17 protein-coding genes are annotated in these 18,444 nt (G+C 68.1%); 8 read left to right on the forward strand and 9 right to left on the reverse strand.

Annotated elements, in window-relative coordinates:
- Nucleotides 1–20 precede the first annotated feature (20 nt).
- The 4 genes from QM019_RS02195 to dnaK all read right to left on the reverse strand — a co-directional run bounded on the left by QM019_RS02195 (nt 21) and on the right by dnaK (nt 4,185).
- Nucleotides 21–473, reverse strand: coding sequence for a heat shock protein transcriptional repressor HspR (locus QM019_RS02195; protein WP_282851693.1), 453 nt, complete (start codon nt 471–473; stop codon nt 21–23).
- Nucleotides 474–501: 28 nt separating this feature from the next.
- The gene (locus QM019_RS02200) at nt 502–1,503 is read right to left on the reverse strand and encodes a DnaJ C-terminal domain-containing protein (RefSeq protein WP_282851694.1); all 1,002 of its coding nucleotides are present in this window, start codon (nt 1,501–1,503) and stop codon (nt 502–504) included.
- A gap of 106 nt (nt 1,504–1,609) precedes the next feature.
- Entirely contained in the window at nt 1,610–2,317 is a 708-nt protein-coding gene (locus tag QM019_RS02205; protein WP_282851695.1) for a nucleotide exchange factor GrpE, read from the reverse strand.
- A 2-nt stretch (nt 2,318–2,319) separates the two neighbouring features.
- On the reverse strand, nt 2,320–4,185 hold the full coding sequence (gene dnaK, locus QM019_RS02210) for a molecular chaperone DnaK (RefSeq protein WP_125106674.1): 1,866 nt from the start codon (nt 4,183–4,185) through the stop codon (nt 2,320–2,322).
- Nucleotides 4,186–4,438: 253 nt separating this feature from the next.
- On the opposite strand from dnaK, the gene QM019_RS02215 reads away from it, so the two are divergent.
- From QM019_RS02215 to QM019_RS02225, 3 genes are read left to right on the forward strand one after another with little or no spacing between them, the layout of a single operon-like run.
- The gene (locus tag QM019_RS02215; RefSeq protein WP_125106673.1) at nt 4,439–4,828 is read left to right on the forward strand and encodes a BlaI/MecI/CopY family transcriptional regulator; all 390 of its coding nucleotides are present in this window, start codon (nt 4,439–4,441) and stop codon (nt 4,826–4,828) included.
- A 16-nt stretch (nt 4,829–4,844) separates the two neighbouring features.
- Entirely contained in the window at nt 4,845–5,693 is an 849-nt protein-coding gene (locus QM019_RS02220) for a M56 family metallopeptidase (RefSeq protein WP_125106672.1), read from the forward strand.
- 10 nt (nt 5,694–5,703) lie between these two features.
- The gene (locus QM019_RS02225) at nt 5,704–7,146 is read left to right on the forward strand and encodes an MFS transporter (protein WP_282851696.1); all 1,443 of its coding nucleotides are present in this window, start codon (nt 5,704–5,706) and stop codon (nt 7,144–7,146) included.
- A 121-nt stretch (nt 7,147–7,267) separates the two neighbouring features.
- On the opposite strand, the gene QM019_RS02230 is transcribed toward QM019_RS02225, so the two are convergent.
- From QM019_RS02230 to QM019_RS02245, 4 genes are all read right to left on the reverse strand, one after another.
- Nucleotides 7,268–7,750 carry a PPC domain-containing DNA-binding protein gene (locus QM019_RS02230; RefSeq protein ID WP_282851697.1) on the reverse strand — a complete coding sequence of 161 codons (483 nt, stop codon included), beginning with the start codon at nt 7,748–7,750 and terminating at the stop codon, nt 7,268–7,270.
- On the reverse strand, nt 7,747–8,319 hold the full coding sequence (locus QM019_RS02235; protein WP_282851698.1) for a GNAT family N-acetyltransferase: 573 nt from the start codon (nt 8,317–8,319) through the stop codon (nt 7,747–7,749). The genes QM019_RS02230 and QM019_RS02235 overlap by 4 nt, the downstream gene beginning before the upstream one ends.
- A 125-nt stretch (nt 8,320–8,444) precedes the next feature.
- Nucleotides 8,445–10,043, reverse strand: coding sequence for a DUF7059 domain-containing protein (locus QM019_RS02240; protein WP_282851699.1), 1,599 nt, complete (start codon nt 10,041–10,043; stop codon nt 8,445–8,447).
- A gap of 46 nt (nt 10,044–10,089) precedes the next feature.
- On the reverse strand, nt 10,090–11,115 hold the full coding sequence (locus QM019_RS02245; RefSeq protein WP_282851700.1) for an LLM class flavin-dependent oxidoreductase: 1,026 nt from the start codon (nt 11,113–11,115) through the stop codon (nt 10,090–10,092).
- A gap of 134 nt (nt 11,116–11,249) precedes the next feature.
- Here QM019_RS02245 and QM019_RS02250 point away from each other — a divergent pair, with 134 nt between their 5' ends.
- The 3 genes from QM019_RS02250 to QM019_RS02260 are packed head-to-tail and all read left to right on the forward strand — an operon-like array spanning nt 11,250 to nt 14,003.
- Nucleotides 11,250–12,329 carry a trypsin-like serine peptidase gene (locus tag QM019_RS02250; protein ID WP_282851701.1) on the forward strand — a complete coding sequence of 360 codons (1,080 nt, stop codon included), beginning with the start codon at nt 11,250–11,252 and terminating at the stop codon, nt 12,327–12,329.
- A gap of 4 nt (nt 12,330–12,333) precedes the next feature.
- The gene (locus QM019_RS02255) at nt 12,334–13,272 is read left to right on the forward strand and encodes a hypothetical protein (protein ID WP_125106666.1); all 939 of its coding nucleotides are present in this window, start codon (nt 12,334–12,336) and stop codon (nt 13,270–13,272) included.
- A gap of 14 nt (nt 13,273–13,286) precedes the next feature.
- Nucleotides 13,287–14,003: a DUF4333 domain-containing protein gene (locus QM019_RS02260; protein ID WP_282851702.1), complete on the forward strand. Its 717-nt coding sequence runs from the start codon at nt 13,287–13,289 to the stop codon at nt 14,001–14,003.
- 7 nt (nt 14,004–14,010) lie between these two features.
- Here the strand turns inward: QM019_RS02260 and QM019_RS02265 are convergent, their stop codons facing one another.
- On the reverse strand, nt 14,011–15,261 hold the full coding sequence (locus tag QM019_RS02265; protein WP_282851703.1) for a helix-turn-helix domain-containing protein: 1,251 nt from the start codon (nt 15,259–15,261) through the stop codon (nt 14,011–14,013).
- Between the two features lie 126 nt (nt 15,262–15,387).
- Here QM019_RS02265 and QM019_RS02270 point away from each other — a divergent pair, with 126 nt between their 5' ends.
- Both QM019_RS02270 and QM019_RS02275 read left to right on the forward strand, forming a co-directional pair.
- Complete coding sequence (locus tag QM019_RS02270; RefSeq protein ID WP_282824900.1) at nt 15,388–16,722, forward strand: MFS transporter; 1,335 nt, start codon at nt 15,388–15,390, stop codon at nt 16,720–16,722.
- Between the two features lie 43 nt (nt 16,723–16,765).
- Nucleotides 16,766–18,436: a thiamine pyrophosphate-dependent enzyme gene (locus QM019_RS02275; RefSeq protein ID WP_282851704.1), complete on the forward strand. Its 1,671-nt coding sequence runs from the start codon at nt 16,766–16,768 to the stop codon at nt 18,434–18,436.
- Nucleotides 18,437–18,444: the final 8 nt, after the last annotated feature.

Genomic DNA, 18,444 nt, shown 5'->3' on the forward strand with positions numbered 1-18,444 from the left:
TACGCACGGATGGCGCGCGCCTAGCCGCGGTCGTCGTCGCCCGGCTCGGGCTCCACGCCGCGCGGACGCCAGAGCACGATCTCATTACGGTTGCGCACGCGCTGGCCGCGGGCGACCGCGATGACCTCGCCGTAGCCCGCCGCGAAGACCCGCTCACGGGAGCGCTTGCGCTGCTCCTCGAGCTCGCCCTCGAGGTCACGCACGCGCCGCTTGAGCTCTTGCACTTCTTCGCGCAGTCGCACGACGTGCGAGATGCCCTCGAGCCCGACACCGGCCTCGCTCAGGGAGCCGATCTCGCGGAGCCTCGCGACGCCGGAGAGCGAGTAGCGGCGTACGCGACCCGCGGTGCGGGCGGGTACGACGAGGCCAAGCCGGTCGTACTGCCGCAACGTCTGCGGGTGCATGCCTGCGAGCTCGGCCGCGACGGCGATTGGGAAGATGGGTGCGTCCTCATCCACTTCGTGGGAATGCATTGCACGCATCGTTGGCATCTCCTTCTCGCTAGCCGCGTGCCGCGCGCATCAGCTCGGCACGGGGGTCTTCGTCACCGCTTGCGGCGACGAAGTCCTCGAGCGCCTTGCGCTGTTCGTTGTTGAGACTCTTGGGCACGGCGATCTCGATGCGCACGATCAAATCGCCGCGGCCGCGCTTGCGGGGCACGCCGCGCTCCTTGACTCGCAGGCGCTTGCCCGACGGCGAGTGCGCGGGCACGCGCACCTTGACGGTCTTGCCGTCGGGCGTCGGCACCTCGATGTTCGCGCCGTTGACGGCCTCGGCAAACGTGACGGGCACCGTGACGATGATGTTGTCGCCGTCGCGCGAGAACACGGGGTGCGGGCGCACCGACACCTCGAGGATGAGGTCACCGGGCTCGCCGCCGTTCGGGCTCGGTGCGCCCTTGCCGCGCAGGCGAATCTTCTGGCCATCCTTGACGCCCGCCGGGATGCGCACGGTAATGACCCGGCCGTCACCGGCCTGCAGGTCGATCGTGTCGCCGCGGAAGGCGGTCATGAAGCTCAGGGTCGTCTGCGCGCGCTGGTCGGCGCCGCGCTGCGGGCCGGCCTGGCGGAAACCTCCGCCAAAGCCGCCTGGTGCACCGGCGCCCTGACCGAACATGGTGAAGAGGTCTTCGTAGGCGCCCGCGCCGCCCTGGGTGCCGCGGTAGGAATACCCGCCGCCGCCGCCCTGGTTGAACAGGCCGCCGAAGAGGTCGTCGAAGCCGGGCTGACCGCTGGGGCCACCCGGGCCCGCCGAGAAGCGGGCACCCGAGCCCATGGCGCGAATCTGGTCGTACTCTTTGCGCGTCGTTTCGTCGCTGAGTACGTCGTACGCCTCGGAGATCTCCTTGAACTTCTCCTCGGCCGCCGTGTCACCCGGGTTGGAATCGGGGTGGTACTTGCGCGCGAGTTTGCGATAGGCCTTCTTCAGGTCGGCCTCGCTGATGTCCTTGTCGACCCCGAGCGTCTTATAAAAGTCTTTCTCGAACCAGTCCTGGCTGGCCATACGCTGCTCCTTTCACGCGAGACGGGATGCGCCTCGCAGCTGGATGGGGAATGCGGGGGTGGTACACCTGCCGCATCCCCATCCGGGGCCACACTCAGGTGTGCAGTTAGTTCGCGGGAACGAAGACCGCGACCTTGGCTGCGCGGATCTCGCGATCGCCGATGCGGTAGCCCACCTCGATGACGTCGGCGATGGTCGCCTCGGTCACCTCGGGGTTCGGCAGCTGCGCGATCGCCTCGTGCTGCTGCGGGTCGAAGGGCTCACCCTTCGCGCCGTAGCGCTCGACGCCGAGTCGCTCGATGGCCGCACGGAGCTTGCTCGCGATCACCTGGAGCGAGCTGCCCTCGGGCAGGTCGCCCGCGGCATCGGCGCGGTCGAGGTCGTCAAGCACCGGCAGCAGCTGCTTGGCCGCCTTCGCGGTCGAGAGCGCTGCGAGCTCCTCCTTCTCGCGCTCGGTGCGGCGGCGGAAGTTCGCGTACTCGGCCTGCACCCGCTTGAGATCGGTGAGGTAGCTGTGCTCCTCCTCGTTGGCGGGCTCGGGATCGGTGTCGCCCTGCGAGTCGCTCGCGGTCGAGGCCTGCATGGCCTCCTCGAGCAACGAGTTCAGGTCGTCCTCGGAGATGGTGGGGAGGTCCTCAGCAGCCTGGTCGCCGGCCGGGGCCGAGTCGGTGCCCGAGGCATCCGACCCGACCTCGGCATCGGCGGCCGAACCCTCCTCGCGAACCTTCCCGGTCTCAGGGTCGATGCGTCGCTTGTCGTTGACGATCGGCTCCTCGCGCTCGTTCTGGTTGTCGTTCGGGTTCTGGTCGCTCATTGCTACTTGTCCTTGTCCTCGTCTTCGTCTTCGACGATCTCGGCGTCAACGATGTCGTCGTCGGCCGCCTGGCCCGCGTCGCCCTCGTTGGGGGCCTGCGGAGCCTCGCCAGCCTCCTGCTGCGAAGCGTAGATCGCTTCGCCGAGCTTGGTCTGCGACTCGTTGAGCTTGTCGAACGCGGTCTTCACTGCGTCGTCGTCGTCACCGGCGAGTGCGGTCTTCAGCGCGTCGACGTCGCCCTGAACCTCGTTCTTGACATCGGCGGGGAGCTTGTCCTCGTTCTCCTTGATGACCTTCTCGACCTGGTAGGCCGTAGTCTCGGCAACGTTGCGCTGCTCAGCAGCCTCGCGACGCTTCTTGTCTTCGGCCTCGTTCTCTTCCGCCTCGCGCACCATGCGGTCGATGTCTTCCTTCGGCAGGCTCGAGCCGCCGGTGATCGTCATCGACTGCTCCTTGCCGGTGCCCTTGTCGGTCGCCGAAACATGCACAATGCCGTTCGCGTCGATGTCGAAGGTGACCTCAACCTGCGGGATTCCGCGGGGTGCCGGCGCGATGCCGGTGAGTTCGAAAGTGCCGAGCGGCTTGTTGTCGCGGGTGAACTCGCGCTCGCCCTGGAACACTTGGATCTGCACCGACGGCTGGTTGTCCTCGGCCGTGGTGAAGGTTTCGCTGCGCTTGGTCGGGATCGCGGTGTTGCGCTCGATGAGCTTCGTCATGATGCCACCCTTGGTCTCGATACCGAGGCTCAGCGGGGTGACGTCGATGAGGAGGACGTCCTTGCGCTCGCCCTTCAGCACACCGGCCTGCAGGGCGGCGCCCATGGCGACGACCTCATCGGGGTTGACGCCCTTGTTCGGCTCCTTGCCGCCGGTGAGCTCCTTGACGAGCTCGGTGACGGCGGGCATGCGGGTCGAACCACCGACGAGCACCACGTGGGCGATGTCGGAAACCTTCACGCCGGCCTCGGCGATGACGTCGTGGAACGGCTTCTTCGTGCGCTCCAGCAGGTCGCTCGTGAGCTCCTGGAACTTCGCACGGCTCAGCGAGACGTCGAGGTTCGCGGGGCCCGCCTCGGTGAGCGAGAGGTACGGGAGCTGAATCGTGGTGTTGCTCGAGTTCGAGAGCTCCTTCTTCGCCTGCTCCGCGGCCTCCTTGAGTCGCTGGAGCGCGATCTTGTCGTTCGCAACGTCGACACCGGTCTGCTTCTTGAACTCCTCGATGAGGTACTCCACGATGCGCTGGTCCCAGTCGTCACCACCGAGACGGTTGTCACCGGCGGTCGCGCGAACCTGAATGGTCGAGAAGTCGTCGTCCTTGCCCACCTCGAGCAGCGACACGTCGAACGTACCGCCACCAAGGTCGAACACGAGGATGAGTTCGTCTTCCTTACCCTTGTCAAGGCCGTATGCGAGCGCCGCGGCGGTGGGCTCATTGATGATGCGAAGCACGTTGAGGCCCGCGATCTCACCGGCCTCCTTCGTGGCCTGACGCTCGGCGTCGTTGAAGTACGCCGGAACGGTGATGACCGCGTCGGTGACGCTGTCACCGAGATAGGTCTCGGCGTCGCGCTTGAGCTTCGACAGGATTCGCGCCGAGATCTCCTGCGGCGTGTAGGTCTTGCCGTTGATCGACTTGGTCCAGTCAGTACCCATGTGGCGCTTCACCGAAGCGATGGTGTTGTCGACATTGGTGACCGCCTGGCGCTTCGCGGTCTCGCCGACGAGGACGTCGCCGTCCTTCGTGAACGCGACCACCGAAGGGGTGGTGCGCATACCCTCGGCGTTGGCGATGACCTGCGGCTCGCCACCCTCGAGGACCGCGACGACGGAGTTGGTCGTACCGAGGTCGATACCTACTGCACGTGACATATGTATGGCTCCTTGCGTGTTGGAACGATTGTCGGGAAGTTGTCTACGGCGGGATTCCGCCGATCGACCAGACCCAGGAACCCCACCAGGGCGACCCTGAGTCGATCTACCTCAAGTTTAGGCTTGAGCCGGATCATGTCAAGTTGAGAAAGCTGAGAGTTGAGTGAACCCGACTCAACTTTTGCCGCATCCCCTTTTCGGTCCTGTCGGCGTAGCATTACGACAAGTCGTAGAAGCCGAATTGGGAGGACAGATGCCGGGAACTCGCACACGCGAGCGTGGTGAGCTTGAGACGCAGATCATGCGCGTGCTCTGGAATTCCGGGGCCCCGATGTCGGCGAAGGATATTCAGGCGCAGTTCGATGCAGCCGCGAGCGACGGCGATCCCGTGCCCGCCTACACGACGCTCGTCACTGTGCTTGGGCGGCTCGAAAAGAAGGGTGCCGTGCAGCGCGAGGCGGCCTCACCGCGCAAGGTGCGTTACACCGCCTCCCGCTCACAGGAAGAGCAGGCGAGCAGCACGATGCTCGCGGCGCTCGATCGCGTCGCCGACCGCGAGGTCGCGCTCATGCAGTTCGCCGGCAACCTCGACCAAGACGACCTCGACCTGCTCCGCCGCGCCCTCGACGGGGCCCGAGCCTAGGGGCACCCCCGGCACCATGATCCCCGGCCTGGTCTCGTTGCTGCTCGCCTCGGCGCTGCTCATCGTGGCGCCGAAGCTGCTCGCACGCGGCACCTGGCAGGTGCGCTACCCGCTGCGAGCCCTCGCGCTCTGGTTCGCGAGCTTTGCCCTCGGCAACGTGCTCGCTGGCGTGGCCATCGTGCTCGCGATCTCCGACACGCTCAACCCACCCGAGCATCCGGTCATCACGGCCGAGTTCGACACGGTCGTTGCGTTTGTGACGCCGTGGCTCGCACTCATCGTCGTAGCCGGCACGATCATCACGATCTCCCGCGGCGCCGAGCCGGTGATGGAGTCCGAACGCGAGGTCATCGACGTCTTCCGCGAGCGCGCAGTCTCGGTCGACGAGCGACCGGGCCTCACGCTCGTTCGCATCGACGCGCCCCGGCCGTTCGCGTGCGCGGTGCCGGGCACCGCATCCGGCCGTTCACCAGAAATCTTCTACTCGACGTCGCTCGAAGAGATCCTCACGAAGCCGCAGCTGCAGGCCGTGCTCGCGCACGAGTACGCGCACCTCAAGCAGGGCCACAGTTGGCTCGTGCGCATCGCCGAGACGAACGCGCGCACGCTGCCGCAGTGGCTCGCCGCGAGCTCCGGGCTGCAGCGCGCGACGCGCCTATTCACCGAGCTGGCGGCCGACGATGCCGCGTGCACCCAGGCCGGCACAGGCAATCTCGCCGACGCGCTCGTGCGCATGGGCGAGGTCACGAACGACCCGATCGCGGGCGTGCGCGCCGAACGGTTGCACCGCCGCAGCACCCGCACGCGCGCGGCGTCGGCGCAGGTGCCCGAGGCGATCCGCCTCAGCGTCACCGAGACCACCTAGACTCCGGGGCGTGAGCAGGCACGACTCCCCCACCAACGCGGCCCAGAGCGGCGATCTTGTCACCCTCGACGGCACCCGAATGACGGTGAAGGAGCAGCGGCGGCAATCGTTCGCGTGGCAGCTCTACGACGTCGGCAACTCGGCGTTCCAGGCGGTCGTCGTCACGTTCGTGTTTGCGACCTACCTGGCGTCTGATCTGTTTCTCGACGCCGCTGCCGTCGCGGCCGGCCGGGCCGACCCGAACGACCCCGTGTATCTCACCGCGCAGGCCGGCTCGCAGCAGGTCATTAGCGGGCTCAGCCTCGCCGCCGCAATCATCGTCGCGGTGCTCGCCCCAGCGCTCGGCCGCGCGACCGACGGCTCGGGGCGGCGCAAGTTCTACCTTGTGATCTTCTCGGGCGTGACGATCGCGGCGATGCTGGTGATGTTCTTCGTCTATCCCGAGGCCGAGCTGCTCGCGTTCGGTGCGCTGTTGCTCGCCATCGGCACCGTCTTCTCGGAGCTCGCGATGGTGAGCTACAACGCGATGCTCTCGCAGGTGTCGACGAAGGAGAACGTCGGTCGTGTCTCGGGCACCGGCTGGGGGCTCGGCTACATCGCCTCGATCGTGCTGCTGCTCGTCGTGCTCGTGCTGTTCATTCAGGACTTCAACGGGGATGCGCCGGGCTCGGGCTTGTTCGCGACGCCCTCCGGTGCCGACGGCGCGGCCCTGAACATCCGCCTCACCGTGGTGGTCTCGGCGATCTGGTTCGCCGGCTTCCTGCTGCCGGTGATCTTCCGCGTGCCCGAGGCGCCGCGTCGCGCGGATGTGCCGAAGGTGTCGCTCGTGCAGGCGTACGCCTCGCTCTGGCGCACGATCGTGCGCCTGTGGCGCACCGACCGGAAGCTGCTGCAATTCTTCGTCTCGAGCGCGATCTTCCGCGACGGCCTCGGCGCGATCTTCGTGTGGGGCGCGGTGCTCGCGGCCCAGGTGTACGGTTTCTCGCCGAGTGAGGTCATCTACTTCGCCGTTGTCGCGAACCTCGTCGCCGGGCTCGGCACGCTGTTGGCGGGACGCCTCGACGACCGCATCGGCCCGAAGCCGGTGATCATCGCTGCGCTCGTGTCGATGCTCATCGCCGGCGTCGTGCTCATGTTCACCTCGAACGACAAGATCGTGTTCTGGGTGATCGCGAGCATCCTCTGCCTGTTCGTCGGGCCCGTGCAGACCGCGTCGCGCACCTACCTGTCGCGCGCGACACCGGCCGGACATGAGGGCGAGCTGTTCGGCCTCTACGCGACAACCGGCCGGGCGGCCGGCTGGATCTCGAACCTGCTCTACTTCGCGTTCATCAGCTGGCTGATGGTGCCGAAGGCGGGCGTCTGGGGCATTCTGCTCACCCTCGCAATCGGCCTCGTGGTCATGCTCACGGTGCCCGCGAAACCGAAGGTCACCGACCTGCAGGCGACCTAGCTTGAGTTTTCTGGCACGTTGTGACGTCTGGTGCCGGCGAGGATCTTTCCGCTCTCCGCGGCCGCGACAGAGCTTAGGACCCCACGGGCACCCGACGGCACAGGGTCACAGGGCAGGCCACCTAGTCGAGGGCGTAGATGTCCAGGCCGAGCGAGTCGTCCATCGTCTTGTACGTGACCTCGCTCGTGCGAATGAAAATCTCGCACGCCCCATTGACCCAGGTCTCCTTGAGGTGGCCCGCGAGCGCCGTGTAGTCGCCGCGGCCGAGCGTGATGTGCAGATGCACGAGCGGCTCGCGCGGCTCGGCGTCGGCCTTGAGTGAGACGTTGCCTTGCAGCGCCACGATCTCCATTTGCTCGTCGAACTCGCGGTCGATGTAGCTCAGGTCGACCGGGTCGCGGAAGCGCAGGGTCGCCCGCGCGACGGCGCCGATGCCCTCGATACTGCCGCCCGAGATGCCCTGCGACGCGACGAACTCGGTGACCGCCGCGACGAGCTCGTTGCCGGTGTGCACGCTGAGCACGTAGCCCCCGGCGATCTCGCGGGCGGTCCAGGTGTCTCCGTGGATCGCGCGGGTGGCGTAGTTGCCGGTCGGCTCGCTCATACGATGGCCTCCTGAGCAAGTGCGGTGGCGGGATGTTCGGGTGCGAGTCGGGGCACAGCCGGGCCCTGCGCATCGCGCGCGAGCCGCACATCCGGTTTCGCGGCGTTCGGCCAGCGCCAGACGGGCTCTTCGAAGCGGGCGAAGCCGAGCTTCGCGTAGAAGCGCTCGGCGCGGGGGTTGTCGTCGAGCATCCAGAGCCAGGCGGCGCGGTCGCCGAGCACGGCGTCGACGAGGCCCCGGCCGAGGCCCGTGCCGTGAGCGATCCGGAGCGTGTAGAGGAGCTTGAGTTCGGTAGCTCGGGGCGCATCGACGTCGGCCGAGGGGCGCGCGAGCGCGAAGCCGGCGGGCGTGCCATCGACAAAGCCGATGCACGCGTGCAGTTCGGGGTCGTGGTGGGCGCGCTCGAGGGCGGCGAGCCAGTCGCTGCGTCGCTCTTCGGTATCGCTGAGCTCGTCGATACGCTGCTGCGGGATCTTGCCCGCGTAGGTCTCTTGCCATGCCTGGTTGTGAATGTCCACCAGGGTCTCGATGTCGGCCACGGATGCGTGTCGAATGCTGGTAACTGGCATCCGGAAACGATACCGCTCTCCCCACGTCTCGCAAGAGGGGGTTGAGTGGTCATTTTTTGTAGTTCTGGCACCGCCAGAACTACAAAAAATGACCACTCAACCCCCTCCCAGAGTTTGGGGCTCGGTTACATCCAGGCGGGGCGGAGGAAGCCGAGGGAGACGAGTGTGCGGGCGTCCGCCAGCACCGAGGCGAGCAGGGCATCCTGGTCGACCTCGAGCAGCGCGGCGATCGCGACGAGAATCTGGCGCGCCGTGAGCTCGCCGTCGCAGACCGACACGAACGAGGCGAGCTCGGTCGACTCGGGGAACGTGCGGCGGAAGCCACCGCCCTGCCGCAGCAGGATCGCCGAGGGGTCGGGGTTGCCGGGCAGCGTCCAGCGCTCTTCGGTGACGTCGCCCGCGACGACGAGCGTCTCGTCGGCGAGATCCTCATCGCTGCGCTCGCGCAGCCAGTCGTCGGCGTCGAAGGTGTCGCGAATGCGCTCGCCAAGCGGCTGCTCGAGTTGGTGCGGCAGCGTCTCGAAGCGGCGCACGGGCTCGACGCCGGGGATCTCGGGGCGGTGCAGCAGCAGCATGCCCATGCCAATCGACTCGACACTGCGCGACTCGAAGTCGGCGAGGTAGCGGGTGAACTGCTCGCGCCAGCTGTCGAGCTCACGGTTCTCAGCCGCATCCTTGAGCCACATGTCGGCGTACTCGATCGGCTCGGCATGCTCGCGCTCGATCACCCAGAGGTCGGCCTCCTCGCCCGGCCAGGTCTCGATGCGCGAGTGCCAGGTCTCGTCACCCTCGTGCACCTCCCAGTTGCCGAGCATCACGGCGATGCCGCCGGGGGTGAGGTGCGCGCCGAGGCCGCGAATCAGATCCTCCACCAGCCGGTCACCGGGGCGGCCGCCGTCGCGGTACGTGTACTGCTCGCTTGCCTCCTCGCCCTGGCGGCGCGGCGTGATGACGAACGGCGGGTTCGTCACGACGAGGTCGAACTCCTCGCCGTCCACGGGCTCGAGCAGGTCGCCCGTGCGCAGCGAGACACGCGCCTCGAGGTTCGCCGGGTCGAGCCCGAGCGCCGGCGCGTTGAGCAGCAGGTTGAAGCGCGCGAACTCGATCGCGCGCTCTGAAATGTCGGTGGCGACGACGCGCTCGGCGTGCTGCAGCAGGTGCATCGTCTGCACGCCCATCCCCACCCCCAGATCGAGTGCGGTCGAGACTGGCTGCCGAGGCGTGAGCTGCGCGAGGTTCGTCGTCGCGGGGCCGATGCCCACGACGTGGTCGCGGCGCAGCGGCTGGTCGACGGACACCTGCAGGCCGCCGAGGTCGCTCGCAACGAACAGGTCGACCGTCTCGTCGCCCGCGGCGACGGCGTAGGGCCGAATGTCGAAGCGCGGGGTCACGGTGCCGTCGGCGGCGGGCTCGTTGAGGATGCGCGCGGCAAACAAGTCGTCGGCCGCCGGCAGCGTCGCGAACGGCACGGGCTCGGCGAGCAGGAACAGGCGAATCAGCGCCGCGAGCGGCGGGTTCTTGTCGGCGTCGCGCTCGAGCACGAAAATCGCGGGCACGAGCAGGTCGCGGTGCAGGGCGGCGGCGGCGTCGGCGCCGAGCAGCGCCTCGACACCGTCGACGGTGAAGCCGGCGTCGCCGAGGGCCTCGCGGATGCGGTTGAGTCGCGCCTGATCGTCGGTCGCGGGCGCGTCGGTCGGGTCGTCAAACTGCACGATGGATGTCACCGCATCATTCTTGCAGCCACGCCCGCCCGCCGGCGCCGAGTCGCCGCTATTCGGTGGCGGAGCCCAGCCCGAACTCGCGCGCGAGCTCGACGAGCGAGTGCTCACGGGTCGCGAAATCGTAGCCGTTCGGCTGCATGATCAGCTCGTCGGCGCCGGTGACCTGCACAAGGCGCTTGAGCCCATCGGCGACAAGGTCGGCGGGGCCGACATGCTGGCTGCCGGCCGCGCGCTTCCAGAGGTCGCCGTTCACGACGCGCTCCGAGAACGTCTTCGCGTCCTCAGGGGTCAATGTCGGGCCGATCTCGCCCGCGAACAGCTGGTACTTGAACACGCGCGTCGGCAGGTCGAGGCGGCGCCCCTCCTCGATGCTGTCGGCGACGAGCACCGACGCCGACACCATCGCCTTTGGCTCGGCGAGCGCGGCCGAGGGGCGGAAGTTCTCGCGGTAGTGGTCGAGCGCCTGCACGGGGTTGCCGTTCATCGCAAAGTGATTCGCGTACGAGTACGCCATGCCGAGCACACCGGCGAGCTCGGCCGAGTAGAGGCTCGAGCCGAGCAGCCAGATTTCTGGGGTGTTCGGCACCTCGGCGGCGGCGCGCAGCTTCTTGAACAGCTCGGGGTCGACCTGCTCGTGCACGTCGCCGAGGTAGCCGGCGAGCTCGAGCACATCGGACGGGTAGCGGTCGACCGTTTCGCGCGACATGTCGCGGCGCAGTGCCCGCGCGGTGATCGGGTCGGTGCCGGGCGCACGGCCGAGGCCGACGTCGATCCGGCCGGGGTACATTGCCTCGAGCAGCGCAAACTGCTCGGCGATGACGAGCGGCGAGTGGTTCGGCAGCATCACACCGCCCGAGCCGAGGCGGATGCGCTCAGTGCCGGTGCCGAGGTACGCGAGCGCGACGGCCGGCGCGGTCGACGCGATCGCACCCGAGTTGTGGTGTTCGGCGACCCAGTAGCGCCCGTAGCCGAGCGCATCCGCTCGCTGCACCAGCGCGTGCGAGTCGGCGAGCGCCTCCTTGGGTGTCTGCGTGGCGTTAAGCGGAATGAGGTCGAGCACCGAGAACACAGTCATGGAGAGGGATAACGCAGAACCCCCGCCGGTCATTCCGGCGCCGGATGCGCGCGCCGCGGGTATTCGGGGATCATCGGCTCGGGCACAATGGAACAGACGGCGGTCACCGGGCCGTCTCCGCGAGAGGGGAACACATGCGCGCTTGGGGCCGACCCCGCGGCCGAGCGGTGCTCGCCGGCGTCGTGGCGCTCACCACCGCAGCGCTGAGCGGCTGCGCGGTGAGCAACATCGACGCCTCCTCCTCCGACAACGGCTACTCACCATTCCTGCCCGAGGTGCACAGCGACGACTCGGGCCTGCGCCAGGAGTTCGAGGCGACTCCGCAGGAGTCGCACGAGTTCTGGTCTGACCCCGAGCGCCGCGACAACGCCGAGGGCATGGACTACCAGACTCCCGACAACGGCCTGCCCCCGGGCCCGGGTGACCCCGCGACCGGCGCCTATCTCTCGGCGACCGAGGCGATGCCGGCCGACCCGCAGGGGTACGGCGATGTTTCCGACGCCGAGGTGTTCGACCGCGCCGGGCTCGGCGCCTCCACCTTCGGCCGCCTCTACTTCACCTTCGACGGCGGCGACACCTATGTCTGCTCGGCCACGGTCGTGAACTCGACTTCGGGCAGCATCATCGCGACCGCCGCGCACTGCGCCGCGCAGACCGACGGCTCAGGCCAGCTCGCGCAGTCGATGTACTTCATCCCGGGCGACCGCGACAACGGCCGCGAGACCCCGTACGGCACCTGGGCCGCGACCGAGATGGTCGTGCCGCAACAGTTCATCGACGGCGCGATCACCGACGATTCCGGCATGCTTACGAGCGAAGAGGGCTGGAACTATGACTTCGCCTTCATCAAGCTCGAGGAGCAGAACGGCCAGACCATTCAAGAGGTCACCGGCGCACAGGGCATCGCCTTCGGTGTACCCGTCGACTATCTCACCCAGGTCGGCTACCCCTCCGCCGCGCCGTACGACGGCACTGAGGAGTACATGTGCGCCTCAACGCAGTTCCAGTCGAACTGGCAGGGCGGCTACGCACACTCCTGCACCATGACACAGGGTTCGTCGGGCGGCGGCTGGCTCAGCGACTACGACGCGACCACAGGAACCGGCTACCTCGTCGGCGTCACCTCGACCGTCGACGAGATTCGCGGCACCGCGAACACGCCGGTGCTCGGGCAGACGGCACTCGACCTCTACACCGACCTGGACGAGGGGTAGCGCTATGGCATCGAATCGGCGGATGCGCGTTACGGCGAGCGCGCTCGGTGCACTGCTTGCGGTGAGCGCGCTCGCGGGCTGTGCGAACCTCGAGAGCTTCGGTATTGACTCCAAGGTGCAACCGTGGGCGGTCGCGAACCACGACGACAAGCTCAGCTACCACTCTGAGGCGGGCGACGCCCTGCTCAACCTCGACACGACCACTGGCCTCGCCGAGCTCGAGACTTTCCAGGCCGTCGGCTATCACCACGTCGAGTCGCCCGACAGCTCGCTGCACATGGAGTACGAGACCTCGGTCGACGGCGAGAGCTACGTCTCGCAACTGCACACGAACGTCGAGGGCTACTCGTTCGACCAGTCGCACCGCGGCGGCGATACTGAGACGTACTACCTGCTCGGGGATGCGGTGAAGGAGGTCGCGAGCGAGGGCAAGAGCTGGGTCTCGGTGCCGACCGGCGACCTGAACCGCGCGCAGACCCCTGAAAACGTTTGCCAGTTGTTCGCGGTGTCGTACACCTGCGCCCTCATCGACGCCTGGAACTCCTCGCGAGAGCAACTCGGCACCGTGCCGGTCGAACTTTCGCGGGCCGAGGACGGCAGCCAGCACTTCGCGACTGCGGTGTCGTACGCCTCGCTCGTCGAGCAGGGCCTCATCTCGGATTCCTTCTCGAACTATTCGAGCGAAGAGACCAACGCGACGCTGATTCCCATGCACCTCTGGGTCGACGAGACCGGTCTCGTCACGAAAGTCGAAGTCAACGGCGTGATCACGGGCGACGATGCGAGCGAGCTCGCCGTGCAGATCGGCTTCGAGCTCACATCGACGCGGCCATCGACCGAGATGACGCCGGTCGAGGTGGGCGATATTCCCGAGGACGACCTCTACGAGATCACCACGGAATCCCAGCTCGAGACGTTCTTGCAGCAACTGGCGCAGGTTTAGGAAGTAGGACGACCATGACGCACGACGCAGTCGAACCCGGCGAACCCCAGCCGAACCGCAGCGCCATGCCGCCACTGCCGCGCATGCCGCAGCCGGAGCAGCAGGCGCCCTCGGGCCAGCAGGCGCAGCGGGCAACATCGGGTGCCCCGCAGCCGCACCAGCCAGCACACCCCCAGCAGGATGCGCAGCGCCAGTACGGCGTGCCGGCGCGCGGCCAGTCCTATGGCCAGCCTGGGCGGCCTGGTCCCGGCCAGCCCCAACAGGGCCCATCCCTCTCGAGCCAGCTCGGCGGCACCGCAGCCACGCAACTCCAGCACCCGCCGCACGCCCAGGGCGCGGCCTACGCCCGGCCCGCGCATCCCGGCGCCGTCCAGTCGGGCCAGGCCACCACATCCGCTGCGCCGGTCGAGCCGAAGCGCAAGCGCAACCGCGCGGTGCCGTGGCTCGTGCTCGGCCTGCCGATCATGCTCGTCGTCGGTGTTCTCGCCGGTTACCTGCTCGCGACGAACTACAACTCGTTCGACAACCGCGCGGTCGAGGACTCGGTGGCGCAGGTGCTGCGCAACGACTATGGCCTGAGCGACCTGCGCTCGGTCGACTGCCCGAACTGGATCAAGGTCGAGCAGGGCCAGTCGTTCCAGTGCGAGTTCGAGTATGCGGGCGGCACGCAGACCGTCACGGTGACGCAGGGCTCGCAGTCGGGTCAACTCGTCGTCGGTGCGCCCGAGTAACCAACCGTCACGCCCAGCTCAGCACGACCCGCGCGGCCTGCTCGGGCACCGTCACGTCGACCCCAGTGAGCTCGTGAAAGCGGTTGAGCCGGTTGGTCAACGTGTTGCGGTGGCAGAACGTTTCAGTCGCGGCCTCGGCGACGTTGCCGCAGCGCAGGTAAGCGCGCACCGCCGATTCGAGGTTGCCGCGCTCGGCGACGCCACACCCCGCGAGCGCGGCCGCGATGTCGTCGGCGATGCTGAGCCGCCGCTCCTCGAGGTGGCGGCGCAGCAGCTTCGCCCAGTCGCGCGCGGGCGTGAGGGCGCGGCCCGTGCCCGGCTCGGCGAGGCCACCGAGGGCTGACGCGAGCTCGGTCGCGTCGTGCAGGCCGGCGAAGCCGTCGACCTCGGCGATTAACCCGAGCTCGACCTCGCGCAGCTCGGCCAGCGCATCCTGCACGACCTTCGCCGGCACGCCGCGCTGGCTGAAGAACGCGAGCAGGCTCGGGCCGCTGAAGTTCGTGAACACCTCGAGGCCGAGGCACTCGAGGTGGGTCACCGCAGTGCTCAGCGCCGACACCGAGCCGCCCGTCGCCACGGCGACCGTGAGGGTCGCCTCGGGCAGGATGCCGAGCTCGGTCGCAATCGAGGCGCAGCGCTCGGGCGGGGGCGGCGGCGACTGGAACAGCTCAGTGATGAGCGCACGGCGGGCGAGCGCGGCGAGGTCGGACTGCCGGCGCACCTCGTCGAGGTACGACTCCTGCGTCGCGCGGGCGTAGGTGTCGACGACGCGCCAGACGAGCATCGAGTGCCGCAGCAGCAAGTCGGCGTCCTCCGAAGCCGAGACCGTGACGATCTCGTTCCAGATGAGCGCGAAGTCGAGGCGAATCGCGGTCATGAGCGAGGCCATCGGAATCTGCGCCCGGGCGCGCGTCGCGCCCACCTCATCCGCAATCGCGATGAGCTGGCTCGCGTCGCCCTCCGTGAGCGTCGCGAGCAGCGCGTCGAACGAGAGGTAGGCGATGCGCCGAATCTCGCTGAGCGGGATGCGCGGGTCGCGGTACTCGGGCACCTCGCGCACGGCAACGAGGTAGCGCTCGGCAAGATGCTCGGCCTCGACTCGGCCGAGCAATTCTCGCCACCTGCGGCGGTCGCCCGCCTGCGGCCAGTTCGCGTAATCGATGGTCGCGATACCAGCCGCTTCGGCGAGTTCTGGGAACTCGGCTTGTGCGACGGGCGTCAGTGACTGTTCGGGTTGCTCGGGTGTCGCCTGCATCATTCGCTCAGAATACGGGCACTTGCACAATCTGAGGCCGATGTCAGCGACGGATGCCAGTCGAAAGCGTGCCGAATTCTTGGTTGGCTTAGCCCAATTGGCAACGACGCCCCCATCAGAGGAGCACACATGACAACCCAAAACTCCCCAACCTCAAACATTGAGGTCGGCGCAACCCAACAGCTCAGCACCAAAGAAGCGAACAAGGTTGCGCTCGGTGCGTTGATCGGCACCGCCCTCGAGTGGTACGACTTCTTCCTGTTCTCAGCCGCCGCGGCCCTCGTGTTCAACGTGCACTTCTTCGCGTCGGAAGACGCGACCGCAGCCGCGATGGCCTCGTTCGCCACCTTCGGTGTCGGCCTCGTGGCCCGCCCCATCGGCGGCATCATCTTCGGCCACCTCGGTGACCGCATCGGCCGCCGCAAGGTGCTCATGATCACCATCGTCGGCATCGGCATCGTCACCGGTCTCATCGGTGCACTCCCCGACTTCGCCGCGATCGGCATCGCCGCCCCGATCCTGCTCGTGCTGCTTCGCATCGCGCAGGGCCTATTCGTCGGTGGCGAGTGGTCGGGCGCCATGACCATCGTCGTCGAGAATGCGCCGCTCGAGCGCCGCGCCATCTACGCAGCGATTCCCCAGATCGGCTCGCCGATCGGCACCATCCTCTCGTCGGGCGGCTTCTTCCTCGTCGTGAAGTTCCTCTCGGAGGACACCTTCAACTCGTGGGGCTGGCGCATCCCCTTCCTCGCCGCGATTCCGCTGCTCTTCATCGCGATCTACATCCGTTCGAAGCTCGAAGAGTCGCCGGTATTCAAGGAGCTCATCGAGTCGGGCGAGACCGCGAAGAGCCCCCTTGCTGAGACGCTGAAGCACTCGTGGAAGCAGATCATCGTCGGCATGGCCGCCGCCCTCCTCGGCGTCGGTGGCTTCTACCTCGTGACCTCGTTCATCGTCTGGTACGGCACGAACATCCTGGGCTACTCGAGCGACCTGATGCTGCTCGGCAGCATGATCGCGGCCGTCGTCGAGATCCCCGTGCTCATCACGGGTGGCCGCCTCGGCGCCCGCTTCGGCGCGAGCAAGGTGATCTTCTGGGGCGGCCTCGCCTCGGCCGTCGCCGCCGTGCCCGCATTCTTCATGATCGTCTCGGGCAGCGAGATCCTCGTCATCATCGGCATGACCCTCGCGGTCGCCGCCCTGTCGTTCCCCTACGCCGCCTCGGGCACCGTGCTCACCGGCCTGTTCCCCGCGAAGACCCGCTACACCGGCGTCGGCCTCGCGCAGAACACCGCGGGCATGCTCTCGGGCTTCGTGCCGATGGTCGCCACCGGCACCGTCGCGGCCGCGGGCAGCCACTGGTGGCCGGCGCTCGCGCTGCTCGTCTTCCTGTCGCTGTTCACCGCTGTCGCCGGCCTCATCGCGCCGCGTCTCAGCGTGAACCTGCCGGGCTTCAAGCACTAGTTCCACCCCACCCCACCCCACCCGAACATAGGAGTTCAACCTCATGCAGTCCGCCGGGCACCTCATGGTGCAGACACTGGAAGCCCACGGCGTCGAACGGGTCTACACCGTTCCGGGCGAAAGCTTCCTCGACATCCTCGACGGGCTGCATGACTCGAGCATCTCGACGGTGGTGTGCCGCCAGGAGGGCGGCGCCGGATTCATGGCGCTTGCCGAGGGTCGCCTCGGTAACGCCGACGGCGCCGTCCTGCCCGGCGTCGCGATGGTCACCCGAGGGCCGGGTGCCGCCAACGCGATGATCGCCGTGCACACGGCGTACCAGGATGCGACCGCGCTCGTGCTCTTCGTCGGCCTCGTGCCGATCCGCGACCGCAGCCGCGAATCCTTCCAAGAATTTTCGATCCACAGCTGGTTCGGTTCGACCGCGAAGCGTGTGCTCACGCTCGAGGATGCCGACCAGGCTGGCACGCTCGTCGCCGAAGCGATGCAGGTCGCCGCATCCGGCCGCCCAGGCCCCGTCGTCATCGGCGTACCTGAGGACGTGCTGCGCGAGTCGACCAGCGCCGAGGCGCCCGAGGTGCGACCGATCGCCGCACCCATCCCCGCCGAAACCGAACTCGATGCGCTCGCCGAACGCCTGCGCGCCGCCTCGAAGCCGATGATCGTCGTCGGCGGCGACGGCTGGCACGGCGACGATGGCGCCCGTGTGCTCGCCTTCGCAGCGCGCGCTGGCGTGCCCGTGCTCGCGGACTTCCGCAGCTACGACGCCGTGCCGCACCACGGTGAGGATGCGCAGCGCGCCTGGGGCGGCATGCTCGGCTACGGCCGCGGCGCCTCGATGGCCGTCGCACTCGACGAGGCCGACCTGCTCATCTGCATCGGTGCCACGCGTTCCGACGTCATGAGCGAGGGCTACACCGCGTCGATGGACGCCGAGACGGTCGTCGCGCTGCCCGACCCCTCGCTGCTGCAGCACGCCGGCCGACTCGACCAGCTCATCCTCGCCACCCCACACACCTTCGCGCAGGCGCTCGAGCGCCTCGATGGCGCCGACGTGCGCGGCTCGCGCGACGACACCTGGATGCTCGGTCGCGCCGACGCGCAGCGTCGCTTCAGCACCGCCCCGACCGAGGCCGACCCCGAGGCGGGCCTCGACCTCGACGTCGCGTTCGGCGAGCTCGAGCGCGCCCTGCCCGCCGACCGCGCCGTCACCTACGGCGCCGGCAACGCGACGATCTGGGGCCACCGCTACCTCTCGCACGAGACTTCGGCGAGCCTCGTCGGCGCCCGCAACGGCGCGATGGGCCTCGCTGTTCCGGCGGCAATCGCGGCCGCGTTCCTGCGCCCCGACCGCCCCGCGGTTGCGGTGTGCGGCGACGGCGATTTCCTCATGAACGGCCAGGAGGTCGCGACCGCGATGGCAAACCACCTGCCGGTGCTCTTCCTCGTCGTCGACAACTCCCGTTACGGCACGATCGTGCAGCACCAGGAGCGTGAGTACCCGGGCCGCGTCTCGGGCACCGACCTGCAGAACCCCGACTTCGGGGCGTGGATGCGCGCGTACGAAACCGACTCGGCCCCCGCGTTCGGCGCCCGGGTCACCTCGAACGAGGAGTTCAGCGCCGCGCTCGGCGACGCGCTCGCCGCGCTCGAGCACGGCCCCGCGCTGCTCCACCTCGTGATTGACCGCAACACCATGCCGAAGAACGCTTAAGGAGTCGT

Origin of the sequence: Gulosibacter sediminis (assembly GCF_030011715.1) — a bacterium.
Classification (GTDB): domain Bacteria; phylum Actinomycetota; class Actinomycetes; order Actinomycetales; family Microbacteriaceae; genus Gulosibacter; species Gulosibacter sediminis.

Coding starts and splice junctions, on each gene's coding strand:
- QM019_RS02230 (WP_282851697.1), bottom strand. CDS start 7,750: ATGAGCGAGCCGACCGGCAACTACGCCACCCGCGCGATCCACGGAGAC.
- dnaK (WP_125106674.1), bottom strand. CDS start 4,185: ATGTCACGTGCAGTAGGTATCGACCTCGGTACGACCAACTCCGTCGTC.
- QM019_RS02200 (WP_282851694.1), bottom strand. CDS start 1,503: ATGGCCAGCCAGGACTGGTTCGAGAAAGACTTTTATAAGACGCTCGGG.
- QM019_RS02275 (WP_282851704.1), top strand. CDS start 16,766: ATGCAGTCCGCCGGGCACCTCATGGTGCAGACACTGGAAGCCCACGGC.
- QM019_RS02195 (WP_282851693.1), bottom strand. CDS start 473: ATGCATTCCCACGAAGTGGATGAGGACGCACCCATCTTCCCAATCGCC.
- QM019_RS02215 (WP_125106673.1), top strand. CDS start 4,439: ATGCCGGGAACTCGCACACGCGAGCGTGGTGAGCTTGAGACGCAGATC.
- QM019_RS02255 (WP_125106666.1), top strand. CDS start 12,334: ATGGCATCGAATCGGCGGATGCGCGTTACGGCGAGCGCGCTCGGTGCA.
- QM019_RS02260 (WP_282851702.1), top strand. CDS start 13,287: ATGACGCACGACGCAGTCGAACCCGGCGAACCCCAGCCGAACCGCAGC.
- QM019_RS02235 (WP_282851698.1), bottom strand. CDS start 8,319: ATGCCAGTTACCAGCATTCGACACGCATCCGTGGCCGACATCGAGACC.
- QM019_RS02220 (WP_125106672.1), top strand. CDS start 4,845: ATGATCCCCGGCCTGGTCTCGTTGCTGCTCGCCTCGGCGCTGCTCATC.
- QM019_RS02205 (WP_282851695.1), bottom strand. CDS start 2,317: ATGAGCGACCAGAACCCGAACGACAACCAGAACGAGCGCGAGGAGCCG.
- QM019_RS02270 (WP_282824900.1), top strand. CDS start 15,388: ATGACAACCCAAAACTCCCCAACCTCAAACATTGAGGTCGGCGCAACC.
- QM019_RS02250 (WP_282851701.1), top strand. CDS start 11,250: ATGCGCGCTTGGGGCCGACCCCGCGGCCGAGCGGTGCTCGCCGGCGTC.
- QM019_RS02245 (WP_282851700.1), bottom strand. CDS start 11,115: ATGACTGTGTTCTCGGTGCTCGACCTCATTCCGCTTAACGCCACGCAG.
- QM019_RS02265 (WP_282851703.1), bottom strand. CDS start 15,261: ATGATGCAGGCGACACCCGAGCAACCCGAACAGTCACTGACGCCCGTC.